General features: G+C 67.2%; 15 protein-coding genes. 12 read left to right on the top strand and 3 right to left on the bottom strand.

The genetic code is table 11. The features are described from left to right. Positions 1-6 precede the first annotated feature (6 nt). A complete protein-coding gene (locus tag GGQ90_RS00330) occupies positions 7-2,679 on the top strand; it encodes an HAD-IC family P-type ATPase (protein ID WP_188080282.1) in 2,673 nt (890 codons plus the stop codon). 45 nt (positions 2,680-2,724) lie between these two features. Further along, the gene (locus GGQ90_RS00335; protein ID WP_188080283.1) at positions 2,725-3,750 is read left to right on the top strand and encodes a zinc-dependent alcohol dehydrogenase; all 1,026 of its coding nucleotides are present in this window, start codon (positions 2,725-2,727) and stop codon (positions 3,748-3,750) included. A gap of 50 nt (positions 3,751-3,800) precedes the next feature. Here GGQ90_RS00335 and GGQ90_RS00340 read toward each other — a convergent pair whose 3' ends face one another. From GGQ90_RS00340 to GGQ90_RS00350, 3 genes are read right to left on the bottom strand one after another with little or no spacing between them, the layout of a single operon-like run. Further along, on the bottom strand, positions 3,801-5,354 hold the full coding sequence (locus GGQ90_RS00340; protein WP_246428072.1) for a right-handed parallel beta-helix repeat-containing protein: 1,554 nt from the start codon (positions 5,352-5,354) through the stop codon (positions 3,801-3,803). A gap of 55 nt (positions 5,355-5,409) precedes the next feature. Beyond that, a complete protein-coding gene (locus tag GGQ90_RS00345; protein ID WP_188080285.1) occupies positions 5,410-6,339 on the bottom strand; it encodes a polysaccharide deacetylase family protein in 930 nt (309 codons plus the stop codon). Between the two features lie 51 nt (positions 6,340-6,390). Beyond that, positions 6,391-7,464, bottom strand: a complete 1,074-nt coding sequence (locus GGQ90_RS00350) for a flagellin N-terminal helical domain-containing protein (RefSeq protein WP_188080286.1) — start codon at positions 7,462-7,464, stop codon at positions 6,391-6,393. Positions 7,465-7,708: 244 nt separating this feature from the next. Between GGQ90_RS00350 and GGQ90_RS00355 the strand changes: the two genes are divergently transcribed. The 10 genes from GGQ90_RS00355 to GGQ90_RS00400 all read left to right on the top strand — a co-directional run bounded on the left by GGQ90_RS00355 (position 7,709) and on the right by GGQ90_RS00400 (position 19,094). Beyond that, on the top strand, positions 7,709-9,301 hold the full coding sequence (locus tag GGQ90_RS00355; RefSeq protein ID WP_246428073.1) for a sensor histidine kinase: 1,593 nt from the start codon (positions 7,709-7,711) through the stop codon (positions 9,299-9,301). After that, positions 9,294-9,902, top strand: coding sequence for a response regulator transcription factor (locus GGQ90_RS00360; protein ID WP_188080288.1), 609 nt, complete (start codon positions 9,294-9,296; stop codon positions 9,900-9,902). Before GGQ90_RS00355 ends, GGQ90_RS00360 begins: the two co-directional genes overlap by 8 nt. A 42-nt stretch (positions 9,903-9,944) precedes the next feature. Beyond that, positions 9,945-10,841, top strand: coding sequence for a LysR family transcriptional regulator (locus GGQ90_RS00365; RefSeq protein ID WP_010338918.1), 897 nt, complete (start codon positions 9,945-9,947; stop codon positions 10,839-10,841). An 80-nt stretch (positions 10,842-10,921) separates the two neighbouring features. Beyond that, positions 10,922-12,157 carry an amidohydrolase family protein gene (locus tag GGQ90_RS00370; protein WP_188080289.1) on the top strand — a complete coding sequence of 412 codons (1,236 nt, stop codon included), beginning with the start codon at positions 10,922-10,924 and terminating at the stop codon, positions 12,155-12,157. A gap of 16 nt (positions 12,158-12,173) precedes the next feature. Beyond that, positions 12,174-13,682 carry a bifunctional 3-(3-hydroxy-phenyl)propionate/3-hydroxycinnamic acid hydroxylase MhpA gene (mhpA, locus tag GGQ90_RS00375; RefSeq protein ID WP_188080290.1) on the top strand — a complete coding sequence of 503 codons (1,509 nt, stop codon included), beginning with the start codon at positions 12,174-12,176 and terminating at the stop codon, positions 13,680-13,682. Beyond that, positions 13,679-14,107 carry a GlcG/HbpS family heme-binding protein gene (locus GGQ90_RS00380; protein ID WP_188080291.1) on the top strand — a complete coding sequence of 143 codons (429 nt, stop codon included), beginning with the start codon at positions 13,679-13,681 and terminating at the stop codon, positions 14,105-14,107. The genes mhpA and GGQ90_RS00380 overlap by 4 nt, the downstream gene beginning before the upstream one ends. Next, positions 14,104-15,024: a VOC family protein gene (locus GGQ90_RS00385; protein WP_188080292.1), complete on the top strand. Its 921-nt coding sequence runs from the start codon at positions 14,104-14,106 to the stop codon at positions 15,022-15,024. Before GGQ90_RS00380 ends, GGQ90_RS00385 begins: the two co-directional genes overlap by 4 nt. After that, positions 15,024-15,854, top strand: coding sequence for a fumarylacetoacetate hydrolase family protein (locus GGQ90_RS00390; RefSeq protein ID WP_188080293.1), 831 nt, complete (start codon positions 15,024-15,026; stop codon positions 15,852-15,854). Before GGQ90_RS00385 ends, GGQ90_RS00390 begins: the two co-directional genes overlap by 1 nt. 35 nt (positions 15,855-15,889) lie before the next feature. Further along, a complete protein-coding gene (locus tag GGQ90_RS00395) occupies positions 15,890-18,175 on the top strand; it encodes a TonB-dependent receptor (protein ID WP_188080294.1) in 2,286 nt (761 codons plus the stop codon). Between the two features lie 70 nt (positions 18,176-18,245). Continuing rightward, positions 18,246-19,094, top strand: a complete 849-nt coding sequence (locus GGQ90_RS00400; RefSeq protein WP_188080295.1) for an alpha/beta hydrolase — start codon at positions 18,246-18,248, stop codon at positions 19,092-19,094. The last annotated feature ends 9 nt before the right edge of the window (positions 19,095-19,103 follow it).

The following is a 19,103-nucleotide window of genomic DNA, read 5'->3' on the forward strand; positions in this document are numbered from 1 at the left end:
AAGCCGATGTCCTCTGCCCCGCCCGTTGCCTGGCATGCGTTGCCGCCCGAAGAGGCGCTGGCAACGCTGTCCGTCGAAGCGACCGGGCTGGACCAGCGCGACGCCGAGGCCCGGCTGCGGCGCTATGGCCCCAACGCCCTGCCCGAAGCACCACGCCAGCATCCGCTGCTGCGCTTCCTGGCGCATTTCAACAGCGTGCTGATCTATTTCCTGATCGGCGCGGCGCTGATCGCGCTGCTCCTGAACCATGGCATCGATGCCGCCGTGATCCTGGCCGTGGTGCTGGTGAATGCGGTGGTCGGCTTCATCCAGGAGGGCAAGGCCGAAGAAGCGCTGGGCGCGATCCAGGACATGATCGCGCCGCATGCAACGGTGCTGCGCGACGGTGAACGGCGCGTCGTGGCGGTGCCCGATCTGGTGCCGGGTGACATCGTGCTGCTGGAAGCGGGCGACCGGGTGCCGGCCGACATCCGGCTGCTGCGTGCGCGCGGCCTGCTGATCGACGAGGCGGCGCTGACCGGTGAATCGGTCGCGGCGGAAAAGCATCAGGTGCTGATCGCCGCCGACGCCGGCATCGCCGACCAGAGCAACATGGCCTTTTCCGGCACGCTGGTCGCCGCCGGCCAGGCGACCGGCCTGGTGGTCGAGACCGGCAGCCATACCCAGATCGGCCGGATCAGCGGCATGTTGAAGGCGGTCGAGGTCGGCAAGACGCCGCTGGTGCGGCAGATCGACGATTTCGCCCGGCTGATGACCTGGTCGGTGCTGGCCGGCGCGGTCGTCCTGTTCCTGTTCGCGGTGCTGGCGCGCGGTTTCCACTGGATCGATGCGCTGATCGCGATCGTCGCCCTGTCGGTCGGCGTAGTGCCGGAGGGGTTGCCCGCCGTCATCACCATCACGCTGGCCATCGGCGTGCAGCGCATGGCCGCGCGCCAGGCGGTGATCCGGCGCCTGCCGGCGGTCGAGACGCTGGGGGCCACGTCGGTCATCTGCACAGACAAGACCGGCACGCTGACCCGCAACGAGATGACGGTGCGCCACCTGCTGCTGCCGGGCGGCGACCTGCATGTCAGCGGATCGGGCTATGCGCCGGTCGGCGCCATCAGCGTTGTCGACGGCGGCGACGATGCCGAGAGGCTGGCCGATGCCGCGCCGATCCTGCGCTGCGGCCTGCTGTGCAATGACGCTTTGCTGCGCCACGGTGATGACGGCTGGACCGTGCAGGGCGACCCGATGGAGGGCGCGCTGGTGGCGCTGGCGATGAAGGCGGGGCTGAGCGCCGACCATGTGCGCGAGGAATGGCCGCGAATCGACGAAATCCCGTTCGACGCCGCCTATCGCTTCATGGCGACGCTGCACCGCGCGCCCGATGGCAGCAGCGCCATCTTCATCAAGGGCGCGCCCGAAGCGCTGCTGACGATGGCCGGCGCGGATATCCCCGCCTGGGACGCGCGGCTGTCAGCCGCCGCCGACCGGGGCGAGCGCCTGCTGGGCTTTGCCGTCAAGCGGATCGCCGGGACGCCCGACCGGATCGGCTTCGACGATCTGAAGAACGGGGTCGAGCTGTTGGGCCTGATGGGCTTCATCGATCCGCCGCGCGAAGAGGCGCGGCAGGCGATCGCCCAGTGCCGGTCGGCCGGTATCGCGGTCAAGATGATCACCGGCGACCATGTCGGCACCGCGATCGCCATCGCCCGGCAACTGGCGCTGGACGATGATCCCCAGGCGATGAGCGGCGCGGAGGTCGAGGCGCTGGACGATGAGGCGCTGGCGGCGCGGGTACGCGATGTCGATGTGTTCGCCCGCTCCTCCCCCGAGCATAAGCTGCGCATCGTCCGCGCGCTGCAGTCGCACGGGCTGGTCGTCGCCATGACCGGCGACGGCGTCAACGACGCGCCGTCGCTGAAACAGGCCGATGTCGGCACGGCGATGGGGATCAAGGGCACGGAGGCCGCCAAGGAGGCGGCCGAGATGGTGCTGCTGGACGACAATTTCGCATCGATCGTGGCGGCCGTGCGCGAAGGGCGCACCGTCTATGACAATATCCGCAAGGTCATCAGCTGGACCCTGCCGACCAATGGCGGCGAGACGCTGGCGGTGGTGATCGCGATCATCGCCGGCTTTGCCCTGCCGATGACGGCGACGCAGATATTGTGGATCAACCTGGTGCTGACGGTGACGCTGGGGCTGGTGCTGGCGTTCGAGCCGACCGAGCCGGGGACGATGGAGCGGCGACCGCGTGCCGCCGGCGCCCCTCTGCTCTCCCCCTTCCTGCTGTGGCGCATCATGCTGGTATCGGTGCTGATGGGGGCGATGTCGCTGGGCATCTTCTTCTATGCCCAGCATGTCGGCCAGGACCTGGCCACCGCCCGGACCATGGTGGTCAACATGCTGATCGTGGGCGAGATATTCTATCTGTTCAACGTGCGCTTCCTGCATATGCGATCGCTGACGCTGCGCGGCGCGCTGGGCACGCCGATCGTGCTGGCGGCGATTATGGCGGTGGTGATCGCCCAATTGCTCTTTACCTATGCGCCGTTCATGCACGATATTTTCGACAGCCGGCCGCTGTCGCTGGCCGACGGGCTGATGATCATCGGCCTGGGCGCGGCGATGTTCGCCCTGCTGGAACTCGAAAAGCTGGCCGCCCACCGGCTCGCCTGGTTCGAGGATATCTGACCGCCATTATCCACAGCCCAACAGCCGCAGAAGAAGGAGGAAATCATGCCGACGACCATGCGAGCCGCGATTGCCCGGACGTTCAAGGCACCGCTGACGATCGAGGAGATAGCGATACCGCAGCCCGGCCCCGGCGAGGTGCTGGTCAAGATCGTCGCCAGTGGCGTGTGCCATACCGATCTGCACGCGATCGATGGCGACTGGCCGGTGAAGCCGACCCTGCCGCTGATCCCCGGCCATGAGGGCGTGGGCCATGTCGTGGCGCTGGGCGCGGGTGTCACCGACCTGAAGGAGGGCGACTCCGTGGGCATCCCCTGGCTGCACGACGCCTGCCGCGCTTGCGAATATTGCGAGACCGGCTGGGAAACGCTGTGCGAGCGGCAGCATAATACCGGCTACAGCGTCAACGGCACCTATGCCGAATATGCGATCGCCAGCGCGCCCTTTGCCGGCCGCCTGCCCGACACTGTCGATTTCGTGACGATGGCGCCGATCCTGTGCGCCGGCGTCACCGTCTACAAGGGGTTGAAGGAAACCGAGGCGAAGCCGGGCGAATGGGTGACCATTTCCGGCGTCGGCGGGCTGGGCCATGTCGCCGTGCAATATGCCAAGGCGATGGGCCTGCATGTCATCGCGCTGGACATTGGCGAGAGCAAGCTGGAGCTGGCCCGGTCGCTGGGCGCCGACCTGGCGCTGGATGCGCGGGCCGACAATGTCGTGGCGGAAGTCCAGAATGCGACCGGCGGTGGCGCCCATGGCGTGCTGGTGACGGCGGTGTCTCCCCCCGCCTTTGCCCAGGCGATCGCCTGCACCCGCCGGCGCGCGACCGTCAGCCTGGTCGGCCTGCCGCCGGGCGATTTTCCGACGCCGATCTTCGACGTGGTGCTCAAGCGCGTGACCGTGCGCGGGTCGATCGTCGGCACGCGCCGCGACCTGGCCGAAGCGATCGCCTTCGCGGTCGAGGGCAAGGTGAAGGCGCATGTCACGCCCCGGCCGTTCGACGAGGTGAATGCCGTGCTGGACGAATTGCGTGCCGGCAAGGTCGACGGGCGCATCTCGCTCACCCTGTGATGGGCGGGTGATCGCCGGACGCGGGCGGCGCATGCCGCCCGCGCCACCGGTCAGCGGCGCGCTTCGAAGATGGAGATGCGGCGCGGCTGGCGCGGCTGCACCGGCTGGCCCAGTTCGCGTTGCAGCATGGCCAGCATCCAGGCGCGGTGCCGGGCGATGAATTCGGGAAAGCCCTCTGCCCTCGCCGGGTCGAACACCGGCACCTGCCAGTCGGCGGGCTGGTCGAGATAGGGCGGGATCACGTCGCCCGCCGCCTCGGCCGGCAGGTCGACATGGCTGCCCCAGTAACGATTGTCGCGGAAGCGGATAAATTGGGCCGGGGCGAATCCCGCCTTGATGAGATAATCGGGGCCGGAGCGGCCACTTTCGCTGCCATAGCGGGCAGTGCCGGCGACCTTGAAGTCATTTTCGACGATGCGGACATCCTGCGCCCAGCCGTCCCAGTTGGTCGCCACCACCATCTGCACATCCATACCCTTGCCGACATGGATCACATTTTTTTCCACCAGCACGTCGGAGACATTGCCGGCGAGCTGGAAGATGCGCAGCGCGTCGTTGCGGCTGACATTGTAGCGCGCGACGGTGCCGCGATTGCCCAGATTATCCTTGTCGTTGCGGCCGGGCGAGCAGATCAGCAGGAAGCCGCCGGCATTGTCGTGGCTGTAATTGTAGAGCAATGTCGTGCGGCGCGAATTGAAGTCGCTGTCGAACCCCTGCCCGTCATAGCGAGTGCGGGTATAGGCGGCCTCGTTGAGCTGGATCAGGCTGTTGTCGGTGCTCCACTGCCAGATGCCGGCATTATAGCCCGGCGCTCGGGCGCCGGCATAGCGCACGATATTATGTTCGATCAGCGCGCCGTCCGTGCCGCGCGGGACGATGCCGTCGCCGCCAATATCCTCGACCAGATTGTCGCGGATCACGATCTTTTCGCTGGGGAACCAGTCCCTGGCGCTGATCCGGTCGGCGATGCCGGCAATGCCGGAGCGATTCACCTTCCAGACGATATTGCGTTCGATCACCAGATCCTGGAAGCGGGTCGGCAGCTTCTTGCCGGTCGCGCTGAAGACGATGCCGCCATTATCCTTGCGATCATTCACGCCACGCACGTCGTGGATATACATGTCGCTGATGCGGATACCGCGCGTCACGCCCCGGTCGACCGCGGAGACCAGCACGCCGAAACGCTGGGCCGGGGCGGGATTGTCGTTGGTGACTTCCAGCCCGCTGACGCTGACATATTCGGCGTTGAGGACGCCCACGCCATGGGGCGAGACGCCGCCTGCGTCGATGCGCGGCCGTGCGCCGGTGCCGAAAGCGGCGACGCTGATCGGCGCGCCGGACCGGCCCGATCGGGTGATGGTGAGCGGCTCCTGCCAACGCGATCCGGCCATCAGCAGCACCTGATCGCCCGGCATCAGCGGATAGTCGCGCACCCGCGCCAGGCTGCGCCAGGGCTGGTCGGCGGTGGTGCCGGCGGCGCGATCATTGCCGGTGGCGCTGTTGACATAATAGGTCGTCGCCTGCGCCGCGGATGTCGCACCCGCGGTCAGGGCCAGGAAAGGCAGGAAGATTGTCAGCGCCCGGCCATGCCGGCTTTTACCCATGATCATATTGCGCGCCATTCTATCGGTCGCGCGCTGAATGCAAGGTGAAGTCGCCTCAGCCGGGGGTGCGGCAGGCCTGGCGCAGGTCGATTCCGGGTGCCGGCGCGCTATCGGCGGGGAGCGCGATGCCCCGCGCCTGCGCCACCCGTTCGATGATGCCGCCGCCACCCGGCAGGGCTTCGGCCTGGGCATAGGCCGGGTCGGCCTCCGCCTGCGCCAATGGGATATAGCGCGCGCCGGCGGCGTCGAGCCGGGCCATGACATCGGGTAATGTGTCGGCGGTCCAGGCGCCAACATGGAGCAGCAGCACATGCGGGATCGGGCGACCATGGACGCGCTGGGCATTGGCCTTTGCCCGCGCGATCGCCTGATCGACCACGGCCAGATAGTGGCGCTTCATCGCCGCGATCGTGCGATCGTCGCCCTGCGCGCGGCATCGGGCATAGGCGTCGCTATAATCCCAGTCCTCGAAAGCCAGGCTGACGCTGGCGATGCGATAGCCGCGCTGTTTCAGGAAGGCGGCGGCGCCGTCATGGCGGGGCGCATCCTTGCCGCTCGACAGGTTGGGGAAGCGCAGCCAGTGCCAGTCCTCTTTCCCCATATGCTGTTCCAGCGCCGGCTCGCCCGCGATCACGTCCGCCTGCCAGGCGTCGAGCGAGGGCGCGCCGTCGAGATTGAGGTGGCTGTAGCTGTGGTTGGCGAGCGGATAGCCCGCCTTGCGCCAGAGCGTCAGCACCGCGTCCGACGCCGGATCGTCCGCGAGACCGCGCGCATTGACGAAGCCATAGGCCTGCGCGACATGATGCGCCTTCAGGGTCGCGAGGAAGCGGCGGGCGATATCGGCGCGGGTGGTGCCGGGCGGCAACTGGCCATGGGCGGGCAGATCATCGACCGTGATCGCGACATCGAACCGGGGCACATCGCCCGCCTGCGCCGCCGCTGCGCTGCCCAGCAGCAGGCAAAGGGCCATGCCCCACTTCATCATTCCCGCCTCTCCCGCTGAATGTCCGCAGCGGTCCTAGCCGGGGCGCGCGGATCATTCGAGCAGTTTCAGCACATCCTGTTGCCGGGCATTAGCCTGGGCCAGCATCGCCGTCGCCGCCTGCGACAGGATCTGGCTCTTGGCGAGCGCGGTGGATTCGGTGGAGAAGTCCGCATCCTCGATCCGCGAGCGGGCGTCGGTCAGGTTTACGATATTGGCGTCGAGCTGGCTGGAGATGGATTCCAGCCGGCTCTGCGCCGCGCCCAGATTGACGCGGGCGGTCGAAATCTGCGCGAGCGCCGCGTCGATCACCGCCAGACCCTGCTGCGCGGTCACGCCGATCTGGGCATAGGATTTATAGTCGGAATCGGTGAAGGCGACATAGCCTTCCGGGTCCATCCAGCCGGTGCTGCCGACATCATTGGTGCGGTAGACGGCAGCCACATCAACATCATAGTCCAGGGTCAGATCGATATTGCTGATCCCCACGAACCGCATCCTTCCATTCACCGCCAGGTCGGTGCCGAGCAGGGCGAAATCATCGCCATTGCTGCGCAAGGTCGGCAGGGTGATGGCGACATTGTCGGTCGCATTGGCACCGGCCTGGACATTGATGCCCGTGCTGCCGGCGCTGTGATAGATTTCACTTTGGCCATAATCGAGGAAATCGCCATCCGCATTATAATCGCGGGCGGCGACACCCTGCGCGGTGTTCGAAAACAGGTTCACGCCGTTGAACTCGCTGTTCTGCAGCAGCGCGTTGATATGGGCGACGGTCTGGTCCAGCTCGGTCTGGAGCGCGGCGCGATCCTCCGGCCGGTTGACGCCATTGGCCGCCTGAAGCGTCAATTCGCGCATCCGCTGCAGGCTGTTCTGAACCTCGCCCAAAACCCCTTCGGCCGTCTGGGTCAGCGATATGGCGTCGGCCGCGTTGCGCTTGGCCACTTCCATGCCGCGCAACTGGCTGGTCATGGTCTGGGCGATGGCCATGCCGGCCGCATCATCCTTGGCCGAATTGATCCGCTTGCCGGTCGACAATTTCTCGCTTGCCTGGCCCTGGGCCTTGGTGGCCGCCTCGATCGCCCGCTGCGCGCGCAGCGCTGCGCTGTTGGTTCCGATCACGCTCATGGGATGTCCTTCCATCCATGCCAGGCGGAAGATGCCGGCGTCTGTGGGGCCGGGCGACGCGGGTCGCAATGCGCCGCCCGGCAACCGAAAGGCGTTGCCCCCAAACGGTCCTGCCCGTGATGGCGGCGCGGCAGCGCCCGGCCTATCCGGTTAATTCCCGGATAAGATTGAAACGGCAGGGAATTTCCCGGCTTGGCAGGCGGGTGATCCGGGCTAGGACAGGGCCATGGCCACCCTGTCCCCCATGAGCGCCCGGCCGCGCCCTTTTCGCCTGGAGGCGCGCGCCATCGACTGGCGGCTGGTGGCGCTGCTGCTGGCCTATCCCTTTGCGTTCAAGCTGGCGCATATGGCGGCCAGCCCGTGGGGCGGCGCCCATTTCTTCAGCCTCTGGTATCCCGCCGCCGGCGTGCGACTGGCGCTGCTGTGGCGGATCGGCGCGCGCTTCACGCCGGTCCTGATCGTCGAAGAATGTCTGATCCAGTCGCTGACCGGGACGATCCTGCCCGGCGGCCCCGAATATCTCAATCAGCTGGGCGGGGTAGCACGCGCGCCCGCCGCCTATGGCCTGATGATCGCACTGGCACGCTTCATCGAGCGGCGCAGCCGGTCGGAACTGGCGATCGCGCCCATGCCCTTTGGCCTGGCCGCCGTGCTGGCGCCAACCCTCGCCTCCTTCACCGCCGGTTTCTGGGAATGGCAATGGCCCGGTGTGTCGAGCAGCCTGCCGACCCAGCCGGTGGCGACCACCATCGCCGCCTTCCTGGTCGGCGATTTGCTGGGCGTGCTGCTGATCGCGCCGCCCTTGCTGTGGATCGGCACCCGCGACGAAGGAACACGGCGGCTGATGCCGATCGGCCGTGGCCGCGCGATCGAGGCGGCAAGCGTCTTTGCCTTTGGCTGGCTGCTCGCCTGGGGACTGGCGCGGGTCGAGCCACAGATCGCCATCACCCCGGTGCTGATCGGCGCGATCTGGGCGGGGTTGCGCTGCGGCCGGCTGGGCGCGTGGATCGCGATCATCCTGTCGGCGGCGATCATCCTGCCCTGGTCGGCACCATTGTCGGCCAGCGCCACCCGCTTCGCGCTGCACATGGGCCTCGCCGCCATGGCGATCGCCACCTATCTTGCCGGCAGCTTTGCCGAGGCGCAGATCCGCGCCCGCGAGGATATCGCCCGGCGCGACCGCATCCTGTTCCAGGCCGAACGGTTGAAGACGCTGCGCGCGATGTCGGTGGCGATCATCCACGAGATCAGCCAGCCGCTGTCGACGCTGGCGATCGAGACCCGGCATCTGTTCGCCCTGTCGCGCGATCCGCAGCCCGACCCCGCCGAAATGCGGGAGAGTATCGAGCTGGTCGATCGCAAGGCGGCTTTGCTGGCCGACATGGTGCGACGGCTGCGCAGCTTTGGCGGGCGCGCGGTCGACGAGCCATCGCCGATCATCGTCGGCCAGATGCTGCGCGACTGTGCCGGCATGGTCGGCGGCGAGGCGCGCAGCCTGGGCTGCACCATCAGACTGCCGCCGATGGATGCGCGGTTGCGCGTGACCGGGCATGAGATCGAACTGACCCAGATATTGCTCAACCTGCTGCGCAACGCGATGCTGGCGGCGCCCGGATCGACCATCGAGATCGGCGTGGAAAGCCGGGCCGATCAGGTGACGATCCACGTCGCCAACCCGGTCCCTTCCCCCACCCCAGACTATGGCGGCATGGGCATCGGCCTGCTGGTGGCGCGTGCCATCGCCGACGCCCATGGCGGCACGCTGACCCGCGACATCGCGCAGGGCCGCGCGCGCGCCAGCCTGTCCCTGCCCCGCACGGAACCCAGCCATGACTGACCCGGCCGATCCCGCCATCATCCATGTGGTCGATGACGACCCTGATCTGGGCCGGGCGGTGGCGCGGTTGCTGGGCCGGCACGGCTATCGCACCCAGGCGTTCGACACGCCCAGGGCCATGCTGGCGGCGCAAGCCGACGAGCCGGCCCATTGCCTGGTCACCGACGTGATGATGGCGGACATGGACGGCTTTGCCTTTGCCGAGCGGATGCGGGCGCAGGATCCGGCGGTGGCGATCATCTTCATGACCGCCTGGCCGACCACCAGCAGCGCGGTGGATTCGGTGCGCCGCTATGGCGGTCTCGACTATCTGGAAAAGCCGATCGACGAGGGCCGGCTGCTGGCGGCGGTGGCCGAGGGCGCACGCTGGAGCCGGCAGCGACGCGGGGCGCTGGCCCGGCTGGCGCCGCTGACCCCGCGCGAGCGCGAGGTGCTGCACTGCCTGGCCCAGGGGATGAGCAACAAGATGGTCGCCGCCGCCCTGTCGCTGAGCCCCAAGACGATCGAGGATCATCGCGCCGCGATCGTCGCCAAGACCGGCGCCAGCAGCCCCGCCGCCCTGATCGCGCTGGTGCGGGAGGCGAGCGGCACCGAGGGCTAGATTGTCTTGTTGTGCGCGGCGATGGTCGGGCTATCTAGGCCGATGATCGATCCCCGCGCGCTTCGCACCTTCCTCGCCGTCTGCCGTGCCAATTCGATCAGCGGCGGCGCGCGACTGCTCAACATCTCCCAGCCATCGGTGTCCAATGCGATCGCGCAACTGGAACAGTCGGTGGGCGCAGCCCTGTTCGCCCGGTCGCGCAGCGGCATCAGCCTGACGCCGGAGGGCGAAGTGCTGCTGCGCCGGGCGGAGGCGGTCGACAGCCTGATCAGCGGCGCGGAGGAGGAATTGCGACTGGCGCGCGCGGGCGTGACCGGGCCGCTCCGCGTCGGCGGCACGCCGGGCGCCCTCGTCAGCCTGCTGCCCGACGCGGTGCGGCGGCTGGAGGACAAGATGGGCCATTTCGCGCTGCACGCGGTGGAGCGGCCCGACCATGACCTGGCCGACATGCTGCACCGGGGCGAGATCGAGCTGGCCTTCGTCACCACGGGGCTGGAGGAGCCGCCCGAAGGCATTGAGGAAATCACCTTTGCGCAGGATCCGTTCGCGCTGGTGGTCGGGCGCCGCAACGACCATCTGCCGGCCGAGGTGTCGCTGCGCGACATGATGGCCAAGCGCTGGGTGCTGCCGGAGGCGCGCGGCGCCTTTCGCCGGCAGATCGATGCGCTGTTCATGGCAGCGGGCGTGCCCGTGCCGCAGGACGTGATCCGGTGCGATTCGCTGCTGACGACCAAGGCGATGGTGCGGAACAGCAGCCGGCTGACCATCCTGCCGATGAAGGTGGCGGCGGCCGAACTGTCGATCGGCGTGCTGCGCGCGATCGCCATTCGCGAAGCGACCTTCCAGCGCAGTATCGGCATCCGCAAGCTGAAGGATGCGCGCCTGTCGCGGCTGGGCGAGGCGCTGCTGGACATCATGATCCATAGCTCCAAGCTATGACGTTCCCAAAAATCATTATTATTCTTGCATATAAATTCGGCGCATAAGGGCATTCAACAAGAGACCAAGGGAGAGCCCTCGTGCGGCAGCTGATCCGCAATATTGCGATTTTCGACGGGACGGGCAGTGCGCCCTTCCCCGGCGCGGTCATGATCGAGGGCGATCGCATCGCAGAGGTTCTGCGCGACGAGGCCGAAATCGATGCGGCGCAGGCCGACATGGTGATCGACGGCCAGGGCGCGACGCTGATGCCCGGCATGGTCGATGCCCACACCCATCTGACCTGGGGCAGTTCGGTCGAGAAAATCTATCATCAGTTCATCCTGCCGCCCGAGGAGCTGAAGGTCGCCGCCTGGCGCAACGCCCGCGTGCTGCTCGACCATGGCTATACCAGCCTCTATTCGGCCGGCGCGCTGGGCGACCAGATCGAGCCGGAACTCGCCCGCGCCATATCGGCGGGCGAAACCCCCGGCCCGCGCCTGGTGCCCTCCACGCTGGAGCGCAGCCCGGAAGGCGAGGAAGGGGTCGAAACCGGCGATGTGTTCAACGGCCGTGGCCCCGAAGCGATGCGCGCCTTCGTCGCCTATTGCGCGGCGGAGGGCGTCAAGTCGCTCAAGCTGGTGATTTCGGGCGAAGATGCGCTCAAGCCCGGATCGTCGCAGGATATCCTCTACACCGACGCGGAAATGATCGCGGCCGGCGAGGCGGCGAGAGAAGCAGGCCTGTGGATCGCCACCCATGCCTATAGCCCGCGCGCCATCAATCTGGCGCTCGAAGCCGGCGCCCGCATCCTCTATCATTGCTCCTTCGCCGATGACGCGGCGGTCGACGCCATGGCGGCGAAGAAGGACGCCATCTTCTACGCCCCCGGTCCCGGCGTATCGGTCGCCGCGCTGGAGGCCAGCCCGCCGCCCCATATCGACATGCGTTCGATGAAGGCGAGCGCGGCCGAGCGGCTGGAACTGGAAAAGACATTGGTGCCCAAATTGAAGGCGCGCGGCGTGCGCGTCCTGCCGGGCGGCGACTATGGCTTCCCCTTCAATCCCCATGGCCGCAATGCCCGCGACCTGGAGCATTTCGTCACTTATTATGGCTTCACCCCGGCCGAGGCGCTGCACGCCGCCACCATGTTGGGCGGCGAGCTGATGGACCAGCCCTTAGGCCAGGTGAAGCCGGGCTATCTCGCCGACCTGCTGCTGGTCGAGGGCGATCCGACGACGGACGTCCGCCTGCTGCAGGATGCGGCCAATATCAAGATGATCATGCTGGGCGGGCGGATGCACAAATCCCCCGTGCCCGAGCCCCTGACGGTCTGACCGGAAAGACGCTTTCATGTTCGACGTTGCGATCATCGGCTGCGGGCCGGTGGGGGCCTTTGCGGCCAATTTACTTGGGAAGGCGGGCGTCTCGGTCCTGGTGATCGAGCGCGAGGCCAACCCCTATCCCCTGCCCCGCGCGGTCCATCTGGACCATGAGATGATGCGTCTGTTCCAGTCGGCCGGCGTCATCGACCGGGTCGCCCCGGACATGCGCGATACCGAAGGGCATCTGCATGTCGGCGCCGATCATGGCGTGATCCGCTACATGGGCACGGTCGGCCGCCCCCGCCCCTATAGCTGGTCCAACGACTATTTTTTCTACCAGCCCGAACTGGAAGAGCATCTGCGCGACGCGCTGGACGTCTATCCCAATGTCGAGCTGTCGCTGGGCACCGCGTTCGAGGCACTGGCGCAGGACGAGGACGGCGTCACGCTGACGCTGCGGTCGGACGCCGGCGAGGAACAGGTCCGCGCCCGCTATGTCATCGCCTGCGACGGCGCCCGCAGTGTGGTGCGCAAGGCGCTCGACATCGGCCTGGATGATCTGGATTTCGAGGAACCCTGGCTGGTGGTCGATGCCGAGGTCGACGGCCCGGTCCGCTTCCCCGACCTGTGGGGCGTGCCGGACGCCGCCGACCTGCAGAAATTGTCGGTGATGATGTGCGACCCCAAGCGCCCGGCCACCATCGTGCCGGGACGCGGCAATCATCGTCGCTGGGAATTCATGCTACTGCCCGGCGAAGACGACCAGGCGATGATGCAGCCCGATGCGGTGGCCGCGCTGGTCGCCCCCTATCTTGACGGCGTGCCGCACAGGATCGTGCGCGCGGCCACCTATCGTTTCCATGGACTGATCGCCGAGCGGTGGCGGCAGGGCGGCGTCTTCCTGGCCGGCGATGCCGCGCACCAGACGCCGCCCTTTTTCGGCCAGGGCATGTGCCATGGCCTGCGCGACGCCGCGAACCTGGCCTGGAAGCTGGAACTGGTGCTGGCGGGCAAGGCGCCCGAGAGCCTGCTCGACAGCTATCAGCCCGAGCGCGATCCCCATGTCCGCGCCGTCATCTCCGCCGCCGTGGGCGCGGGCCGCTATATTTGCGTGCTCGACCCCGCCGCCGCCGCCGCGCGCGACCATCAGTTGCGCGAAGCCGCCAAGGGCGCCCAGAGCGGCACCGCCGCCGACCTGATCCCCCCCATCGCCACCGGCATCGTCGCCACCGGCACGCCGGGTGCGGGCGAACGTTTCATCCAGCCGCGCGTCGGCGACCGGCTGCTGGACGATCTGACCGGCGATGGCTGGCGCCTGTTCACCCGCCAGCCGGTGGCCGGTGGCGACGTGACGGTCATCGATGTCGCGGAGCTGGGCGATGACGGCCATGTCGCCGACTGGCTCGACGCGCGCGGCGCCGACGCGGTGCTGGTCCGCCCCGACCATTATGTCTTCGGCACCGGCAAGCCCGCAGAACTGATCGCCCGGCGCGACGCGCTGATCGCCGGCACCGCCCCGCAGGAGATCGCGGCATGACCCTCTCGCTCGCACAGGCCCGTGCCATCATCGACGCCGCGCTCGCCAAGGCCCGCGCCGATGGCGCCCAGCCGCTGGCCGTCGTCGTGCTGGATGCGGGCGCCCATCCGGTCGCTTTCGCGCGCGAGGATGGCGCCAGCCTGTTCCGGTTCGACATCGCGAAGGCCAAAGCCTCGGGCGCATTGGGGATGGGCGCGGATACGCGGGTGCTGGCCGCCCGCGCCGCGTCCAACCCTGTCTTTTTCCAGAGCATCGCGGCGGCCACCGGCCAGATGGCCTTCTCGCCCGGCGGCGTGCTGATCCACGATGCGGCGGGCATGCTGATCGGCGCAGTCGGCATCAGCGGCGACACTGGCGAATGCGACGAGGCCTGCGCCATCGCCGGCATTGCCGCCGCCGGACTTTTCCACGGAGACAGAAAATGAAGCTGCGCAGCATCGAACTGGCGCTGCCCCATGCGGGTGAGGCAGCTGCCTTCCTGACCGACATCTGGGGCATGGCCCCGGCGGCGCAAGAAGGCGAAACCCATTATCTGCGCGGGTCGGGCAGCTATCCCTATCTGGTGGCGCTGGCGGAATCGGCCGACGCCTATGTGCGCTCCACCACCTTCGTCTGCACCGCCGAGCGGCTGGAGCAGCTGAAGCGCAGCGTCACCGCCGCCGGCCTGCCCGCGACGCCGACCGTGTCGGAAGATTTGGGCGGCGGCCATGGCATCATCGTCGAACTGGCCGAGGGCGAATTGCTGCGCTTCCTGGTCGATGCCGAGGAAGTCGCGCCGATCGCGGGCGCCGACCTGCCGGTGAAGCTGACCCATGTCGTCTTCAACAGCGCCGACGCGGAAGCGACCGGCCATCTGGTCGAGGAGGCCCTGGGCTTTCGCGTCTCGGACCGGACCAAGGGCATGGTGTTCGTGCGCTGCAATGACTCGCATCATTCGACCGCCTTCGCCCGCGCCGGCTTCGCCAGCCTCAACCATATCGCGTTCGAAATGGCGGACATGGATGCGGTGATGCGCGGCATCGGCCGGTTGCGCGACCATGGCATGGTGCCTGCCTGGGGGCCGGGCCGCCATGGTCCGGGCGCCAATGTCTTCGCTTACTTCATCGCCCCCTTTGGCCCCGTCATCGAATTTTCGACCGCCGTGGAAAAGGTGGCCGAGGATTATCAGGCTGGCGCGCCGGAGGACTGGACCTGGCCCGAGGGCCGGATCGACCAGTGGGGCATGTCCGACAAGGATTTCGCCGGTCTGCGCGCCGCCGAGGAGAAATTCCGCCATCGCCGCGACTGGGATGCCCAACCCCTGATCCAACCGCTAGACCTGATCAACGAGGAACAAGCCTGATGCGCTATGTCAGTTTCCGCCGTCCCGACGGCACCCCCAGCTTCGGCCGGATCGAGGGCGAGACGATCGTCGAACTGGCGACCGATGCGGCGCCCAGCCTGAAGGCCGCGCTGACCGACGGCAGCCTGTCGGACCTGGCCGATGGCGCACCCTATGCCGCCGCCGATGTCGTGCTGCTGCCGGTGATCCCCGATCCCGCCAAGATATTGTGCGTCGGCCTCAACTATGCCGAACATGTCAAGGAAACCGGCCGCGAGCAGAAGGTGCATCCGGCCATCTTCGTGCGCTATGGCGACAGCCTGATCGCCGACGGCCAGCCGATGGTGAAGCCGACCGTGACCGAACGCTTCGACTATGAAGGCGAACTGGCGCTGGTGATCGGCAAGCCCGCGCACAAGGTCGCGGCGGCCGACGCCTGGGACTATGTCGCGGGCTATGCCGCGTTCAACGATGGCAGCGCGCGCGACTGGCAGCGCCACAATATCCAGTTCACGCCGGGCAAGACCTTTCCCGGCACCGGCGGCTTCGGCCCGGCGCTGGTGACGCCCGACGAGATTGACGATCTGGCCGCGCTGCGCGTCCAGACCCGCCTCAATGGCGAACTGGTGCAGGACCAGCCGGTCAGCGACATGATCTGGGATATTCCCACGGTCATCGAATATGTCACCGCCTTCACGCCATTGAGCCCCGGCGACGTGATCGCCACCGGCACGCCCGGCGGCGTCGGCGATAAACGCACCCCGCCGCTCTACATGAAGGCCGGCGACAAGGTCGAAGTGACCATCGGCACCATCGGCACGCTCAGCAACCGCATCATCGACGAACAATAACAATCATCAACCCGCATACCGGGGGAGGACAGACCATGCGTAACATGCACATCACCATTGCGGCTCTCGCCAGCGCGAGCGCCATCGCCCTTGTCGCGCCGGCCTTCGCGCAGGACGCGCCCGCGCCCGACCAGGCGGCGCAGCCGGCGGACAATTCCGACATCATCGTCACCGCCCAGCGCAAGGCGGAGAAGGTGACCGAGGTGCCGATCTCCATCACCGTGGCCAATGCCGCCCAGCTGGAGCGGCAGCAGGTCAACACGATGAACGACCTCAACCGCATCGCGCCGAGCCTGGAAATCCAGCAGGCGCCCGGCCAGAATACCGGCGGCGGCGGTGCGATCCGCGGCATCGGCACCCAGACCTTCTCGGCCGGCGCGGTCGCCTCGGTCGGCGTCGTCGTCGACCAGGTGAGCCAGGGCAATGCCAATATCTCCGACCTGTTCGACGTCAGCCGGATCGAAGTGCTGAAGGGGCCACAGGGCACCCTGTTCGGCCTCACCACCTCGGCCGGCATCATCAACATCACCACCAATGCGCCCGATCCGACCGGCTTTTCCGCCCGCGTCCGCACCGAATTGTCGGATGCCGGCACGCTGGGGTCGAAATTCGGCAACCAGATCGTGCAGGGCATGGTCAATATCCCACTGGCGTCCAACGCCGCGATCCGCCTGTCGGGCGTCGCCAATTTCCGCCAGGGACCGAACCGCAACGCCAGCACCGGCGACTATAATGATACCGATCGCTACGGCATTCGCGGCCGCTTCCTGTGGGAGCCGACCGATCGCCTGACCGTCAATGTGATCGGCGACTATACCAAGAGCCGGATCGAGAATGGCGGCGACTTCTTCACCTTCGTCAAGACCAGCGGTCCGGGCACGGCGCTCGGCGGCCTGCTGACCGACACCACCGGCATCACTGCCCGCCTTGCCAGCTGTGGCGTGACGCCGGGCGAGGGCAATCGCGACTATTGTAGCGACGACAGCTATGTCGGCCATACCGAAAATTATGGCGGATCGCTGCAGGTCGATTATGAGGCCGATCCTTTCACCCTCACGTCCGTCACCGCCTATCGCAAGTCGAGCGAGACCGGCTATGGTGCGGCAACCAACGTGTTCCGTGGCGATCCGCTGGAATTGCAGGTCGGCAACGGCCCGACCAACCGGCGCCTGAGCCTCTTCACCCAGGAACTGCGGGTCAGCTCGCCTGCCGACCAGTTCCTGGAATATACTGCCGGCGTCTTCTATTCGAACCAGAAGCAGACCCGCGATCCCGAAACGCTGGCCGTGTCGGTCGTGCCCTTCCCCGGCCTCGTCATCCCGATCGTGCGCAATCCGGGCGCCGACCTCGACATCCAGGATGAATCGCTGGCCGTGTTCGGCCAGGGCACCTTCCACCTGTCGCCCGCGCTGCGCCTGATCGCGGGCGGTCGCTACACCACCGATCGCCTGTCGATGGACCGCTACGACTATTTCACCCCGGCCGATCCGTTCAGCCGCACCGTGCTGGACGTCCAGAAATTCTCCTGGCGCCTGGGCGCGCAATATGACCTGGCGAACAACACCATGGTCTATGCGACCGCCTCGCGCGGGTTCAAGGGCGGGCAGATCGCCATCCCCTCGGCCCCGGCCAAGCCCTTCGTCGTGCTGCCGGAAATCCCGACCGCCTATGAACTGGGCCTCAAGAGCACCCTGTTCGGCGGCTGGGTCGCGGACCTCAACCTCTTCTACAGCAAGATCAAGAATTTCCAGGCGCAGCAGTGTACGGTGGACAGCACGGCGGTCATCTCCTGCGTCCAGACCAATATCAACGGCGTGAAGTCGCGCGGCGCGGAAATCAACTTCTTCGGCAAGGTCTTCGACGGTCTGTCGCTCAACACCGGCTTCATCTATGCCAAGGCGACCTATCCGGGCGGCTTCATCGGCACCGATGGCACCAATATCGGCGGCAGCCAGCTCGCCTATGCGCCCAAGTACAAGTTCACTTTGTCGGGCGAATATGAAGCGCCGGTCACGAGCCGCCTGAAGGGCTTCCTGGCAGCCGACACGGTGTGGAAGTCGAAGATACGCTACGAAGCCAATTCCAACGACGAAACCACCTTCCGTTCGCACTGGCTGGTCGGCGGCCGGATCGGCCTGCGCACCGATGACGATCGCTACAGCGTCGCGATCTTCGGTCGCAACCTGTTCAACGTGCATGAACCCTCGCTGATGCAGAGCGACTTCCCCTACACCACCGATCAGGGCGAGCAGAATATCGGCGCCATCTATGGCCCGCAGTCCTTCCGCCAGATCGGCATCAGCCTGGACGCGAAATTCTGATCCTCCTGAGGCGGGGCGCCGCTGGTGGCGTCCCGTCTTTTTTCCTAATCCTTCTGCCCAGAGGGGACCTATGAATCCGATCAGGAACGCCATCGCCGCATTGGGCACCGATCTGGGACCGGATATACTCGGCCAGTGCCGGGCGCTGTTCGATGCCGAGCAGGTGGCGCTGGCGGCGGTGGTCCCGGTGTCGCAGGCGGACATCGCCTATGGCCCGGACATCCGCCACCGGCTCGACCTCTATGCGCCGCAGGGCGATGCCCCCGCCCCCATTCTGGTCTTCGTCCATGGCGGAGGCTTTCTGAAGGGCGACAAGGGCAGTGCCGACGCCTGGCCCAATGCCAATGTCGGCCGGATGGCGGCGCAGGCCGGTTTCCTGGGCGTCGTCATCAATTATCGCCTCGCCCCCGACCATGGCTGGCCGGCCGGGGCGGAAGATGTCGCGGCCGTCGTCGCCTGGCTCAAGGACAATGCGGCCGAGCATGGCGGCGACCCCGACCGCATCGTCCTGATGGGCACGTCGGCCGGCGCCGTCCATGTCGCGGGCTATTTGAAACTGGCGGGTGCCGATGCGGTGCGCGCAGCCGTGCTGCTGTCGGGCCTCTATGGCTATACCCCGCTCGATCAGCGCGACACGCTCTATTATGGCGATCCCGCGCTCTACCCGGAACGCATGCCGCTGGAGGCCGTCGCTTCGACAGACCTGCCGCTGCTGATCGCCTGCGCCGAGTTCGACCCACCCCGTTTTCAGGCCGAGTTCCTGAGCCTGTTGCAGGACCGGCTGGCCCGCCATGGCGCCATGCCGCGCGCCTTCATCCAGTCGGGCCATAATCATTATTCCATGGCCATGCATCTGGGCACCGCCGACCGGCGGCTCGCCGACGAAATCTGCGCCTTCGTGCGCGAAACCACCGCCTGACAATTACAA

The organism is Sphingobium scionense (assembly GCF_014197035.1).
Classification (GTDB): domain Bacteria; phylum Pseudomonadota; class Alphaproteobacteria; order Sphingomonadales; family Sphingomonadaceae; genus Sphingobium; species Sphingobium scionense.

Bases quoted from the DNA above. Each gene is read 5' to 3' on its own strand.
- GGQ90_RS00340 (WP_246428072.1), bottom strand. From the start codon at position 5,354: ATGGGTAAAAGCCGGCATGGCCGGGCGCTGACAATCTTCCTGCCTTTC.
- mhpA (WP_188080290.1), top strand. From the start codon at position 12,174: ATGTTCGACGTTGCGATCATCGGCTGCGGGCCGGTGGGGGCCTTTGCG.
- GGQ90_RS00355 (WP_246428073.1), top strand. From the start codon at position 7,709: ATGAGCGCCCGGCCGCGCCCTTTTCGCCTGGAGGCGCGCGCCATCGAC.
- GGQ90_RS00400 (WP_188080295.1), top strand. From the start codon at position 18,246: ATGAATCCGATCAGGAACGCCATCGCCGCATTGGGCACCGATCTGGGA.
- GGQ90_RS00345 (WP_188080285.1), bottom strand. From the start codon at position 6,339: ATGATGAAGTGGGGCATGGCCCTTTGCCTGCTGCTGGGCAGCGCAGCG.
- GGQ90_RS00365 (WP_010338918.1), top strand. From the start codon at position 9,945: ATGATCGATCCCCGCGCGCTTCGCACCTTCCTCGCCGTCTGCCGTGCC.
- GGQ90_RS00385 (WP_188080292.1), top strand. From the start codon at position 14,104: ATGAAGCTGCGCAGCATCGAACTGGCGCTGCCCCATGCGGGTGAGGCA.
- GGQ90_RS00360 (WP_188080288.1), top strand. From the start codon at position 9,294: ATGACTGACCCGGCCGATCCCGCCATCATCCATGTGGTCGATGACGAC.
- GGQ90_RS00380 (WP_188080291.1), top strand. From the start codon at position 13,679: ATGACCCTCTCGCTCGCACAGGCCCGTGCCATCATCGACGCCGCGCTC.
- GGQ90_RS00350 (WP_188080286.1), bottom strand. From the start codon at position 7,464: ATGAGCGTGATCGGAACCAACAGCGCAGCGCTGCGCGCGCAGCGGGCG.
- GGQ90_RS00395 (WP_188080294.1), top strand. From the start codon at position 15,890: ATGCGTAACATGCACATCACCATTGCGGCTCTCGCCAGCGCGAGCGCC.
- GGQ90_RS00390 (WP_188080293.1), top strand. From the start codon at position 15,024: ATGCGCTATGTCAGTTTCCGCCGTCCCGACGGCACCCCCAGCTTCGGC.
- GGQ90_RS00330 (WP_188080282.1), top strand. From the start codon at position 7: ATGTCCTCTGCCCCGCCCGTTGCCTGGCATGCGTTGCCGCCCGAAGAG.
- GGQ90_RS00335 (WP_188080283.1), top strand. From the start codon at position 2,725: ATGCCGACGACCATGCGAGCCGCGATTGCCCGGACGTTCAAGGCACCG.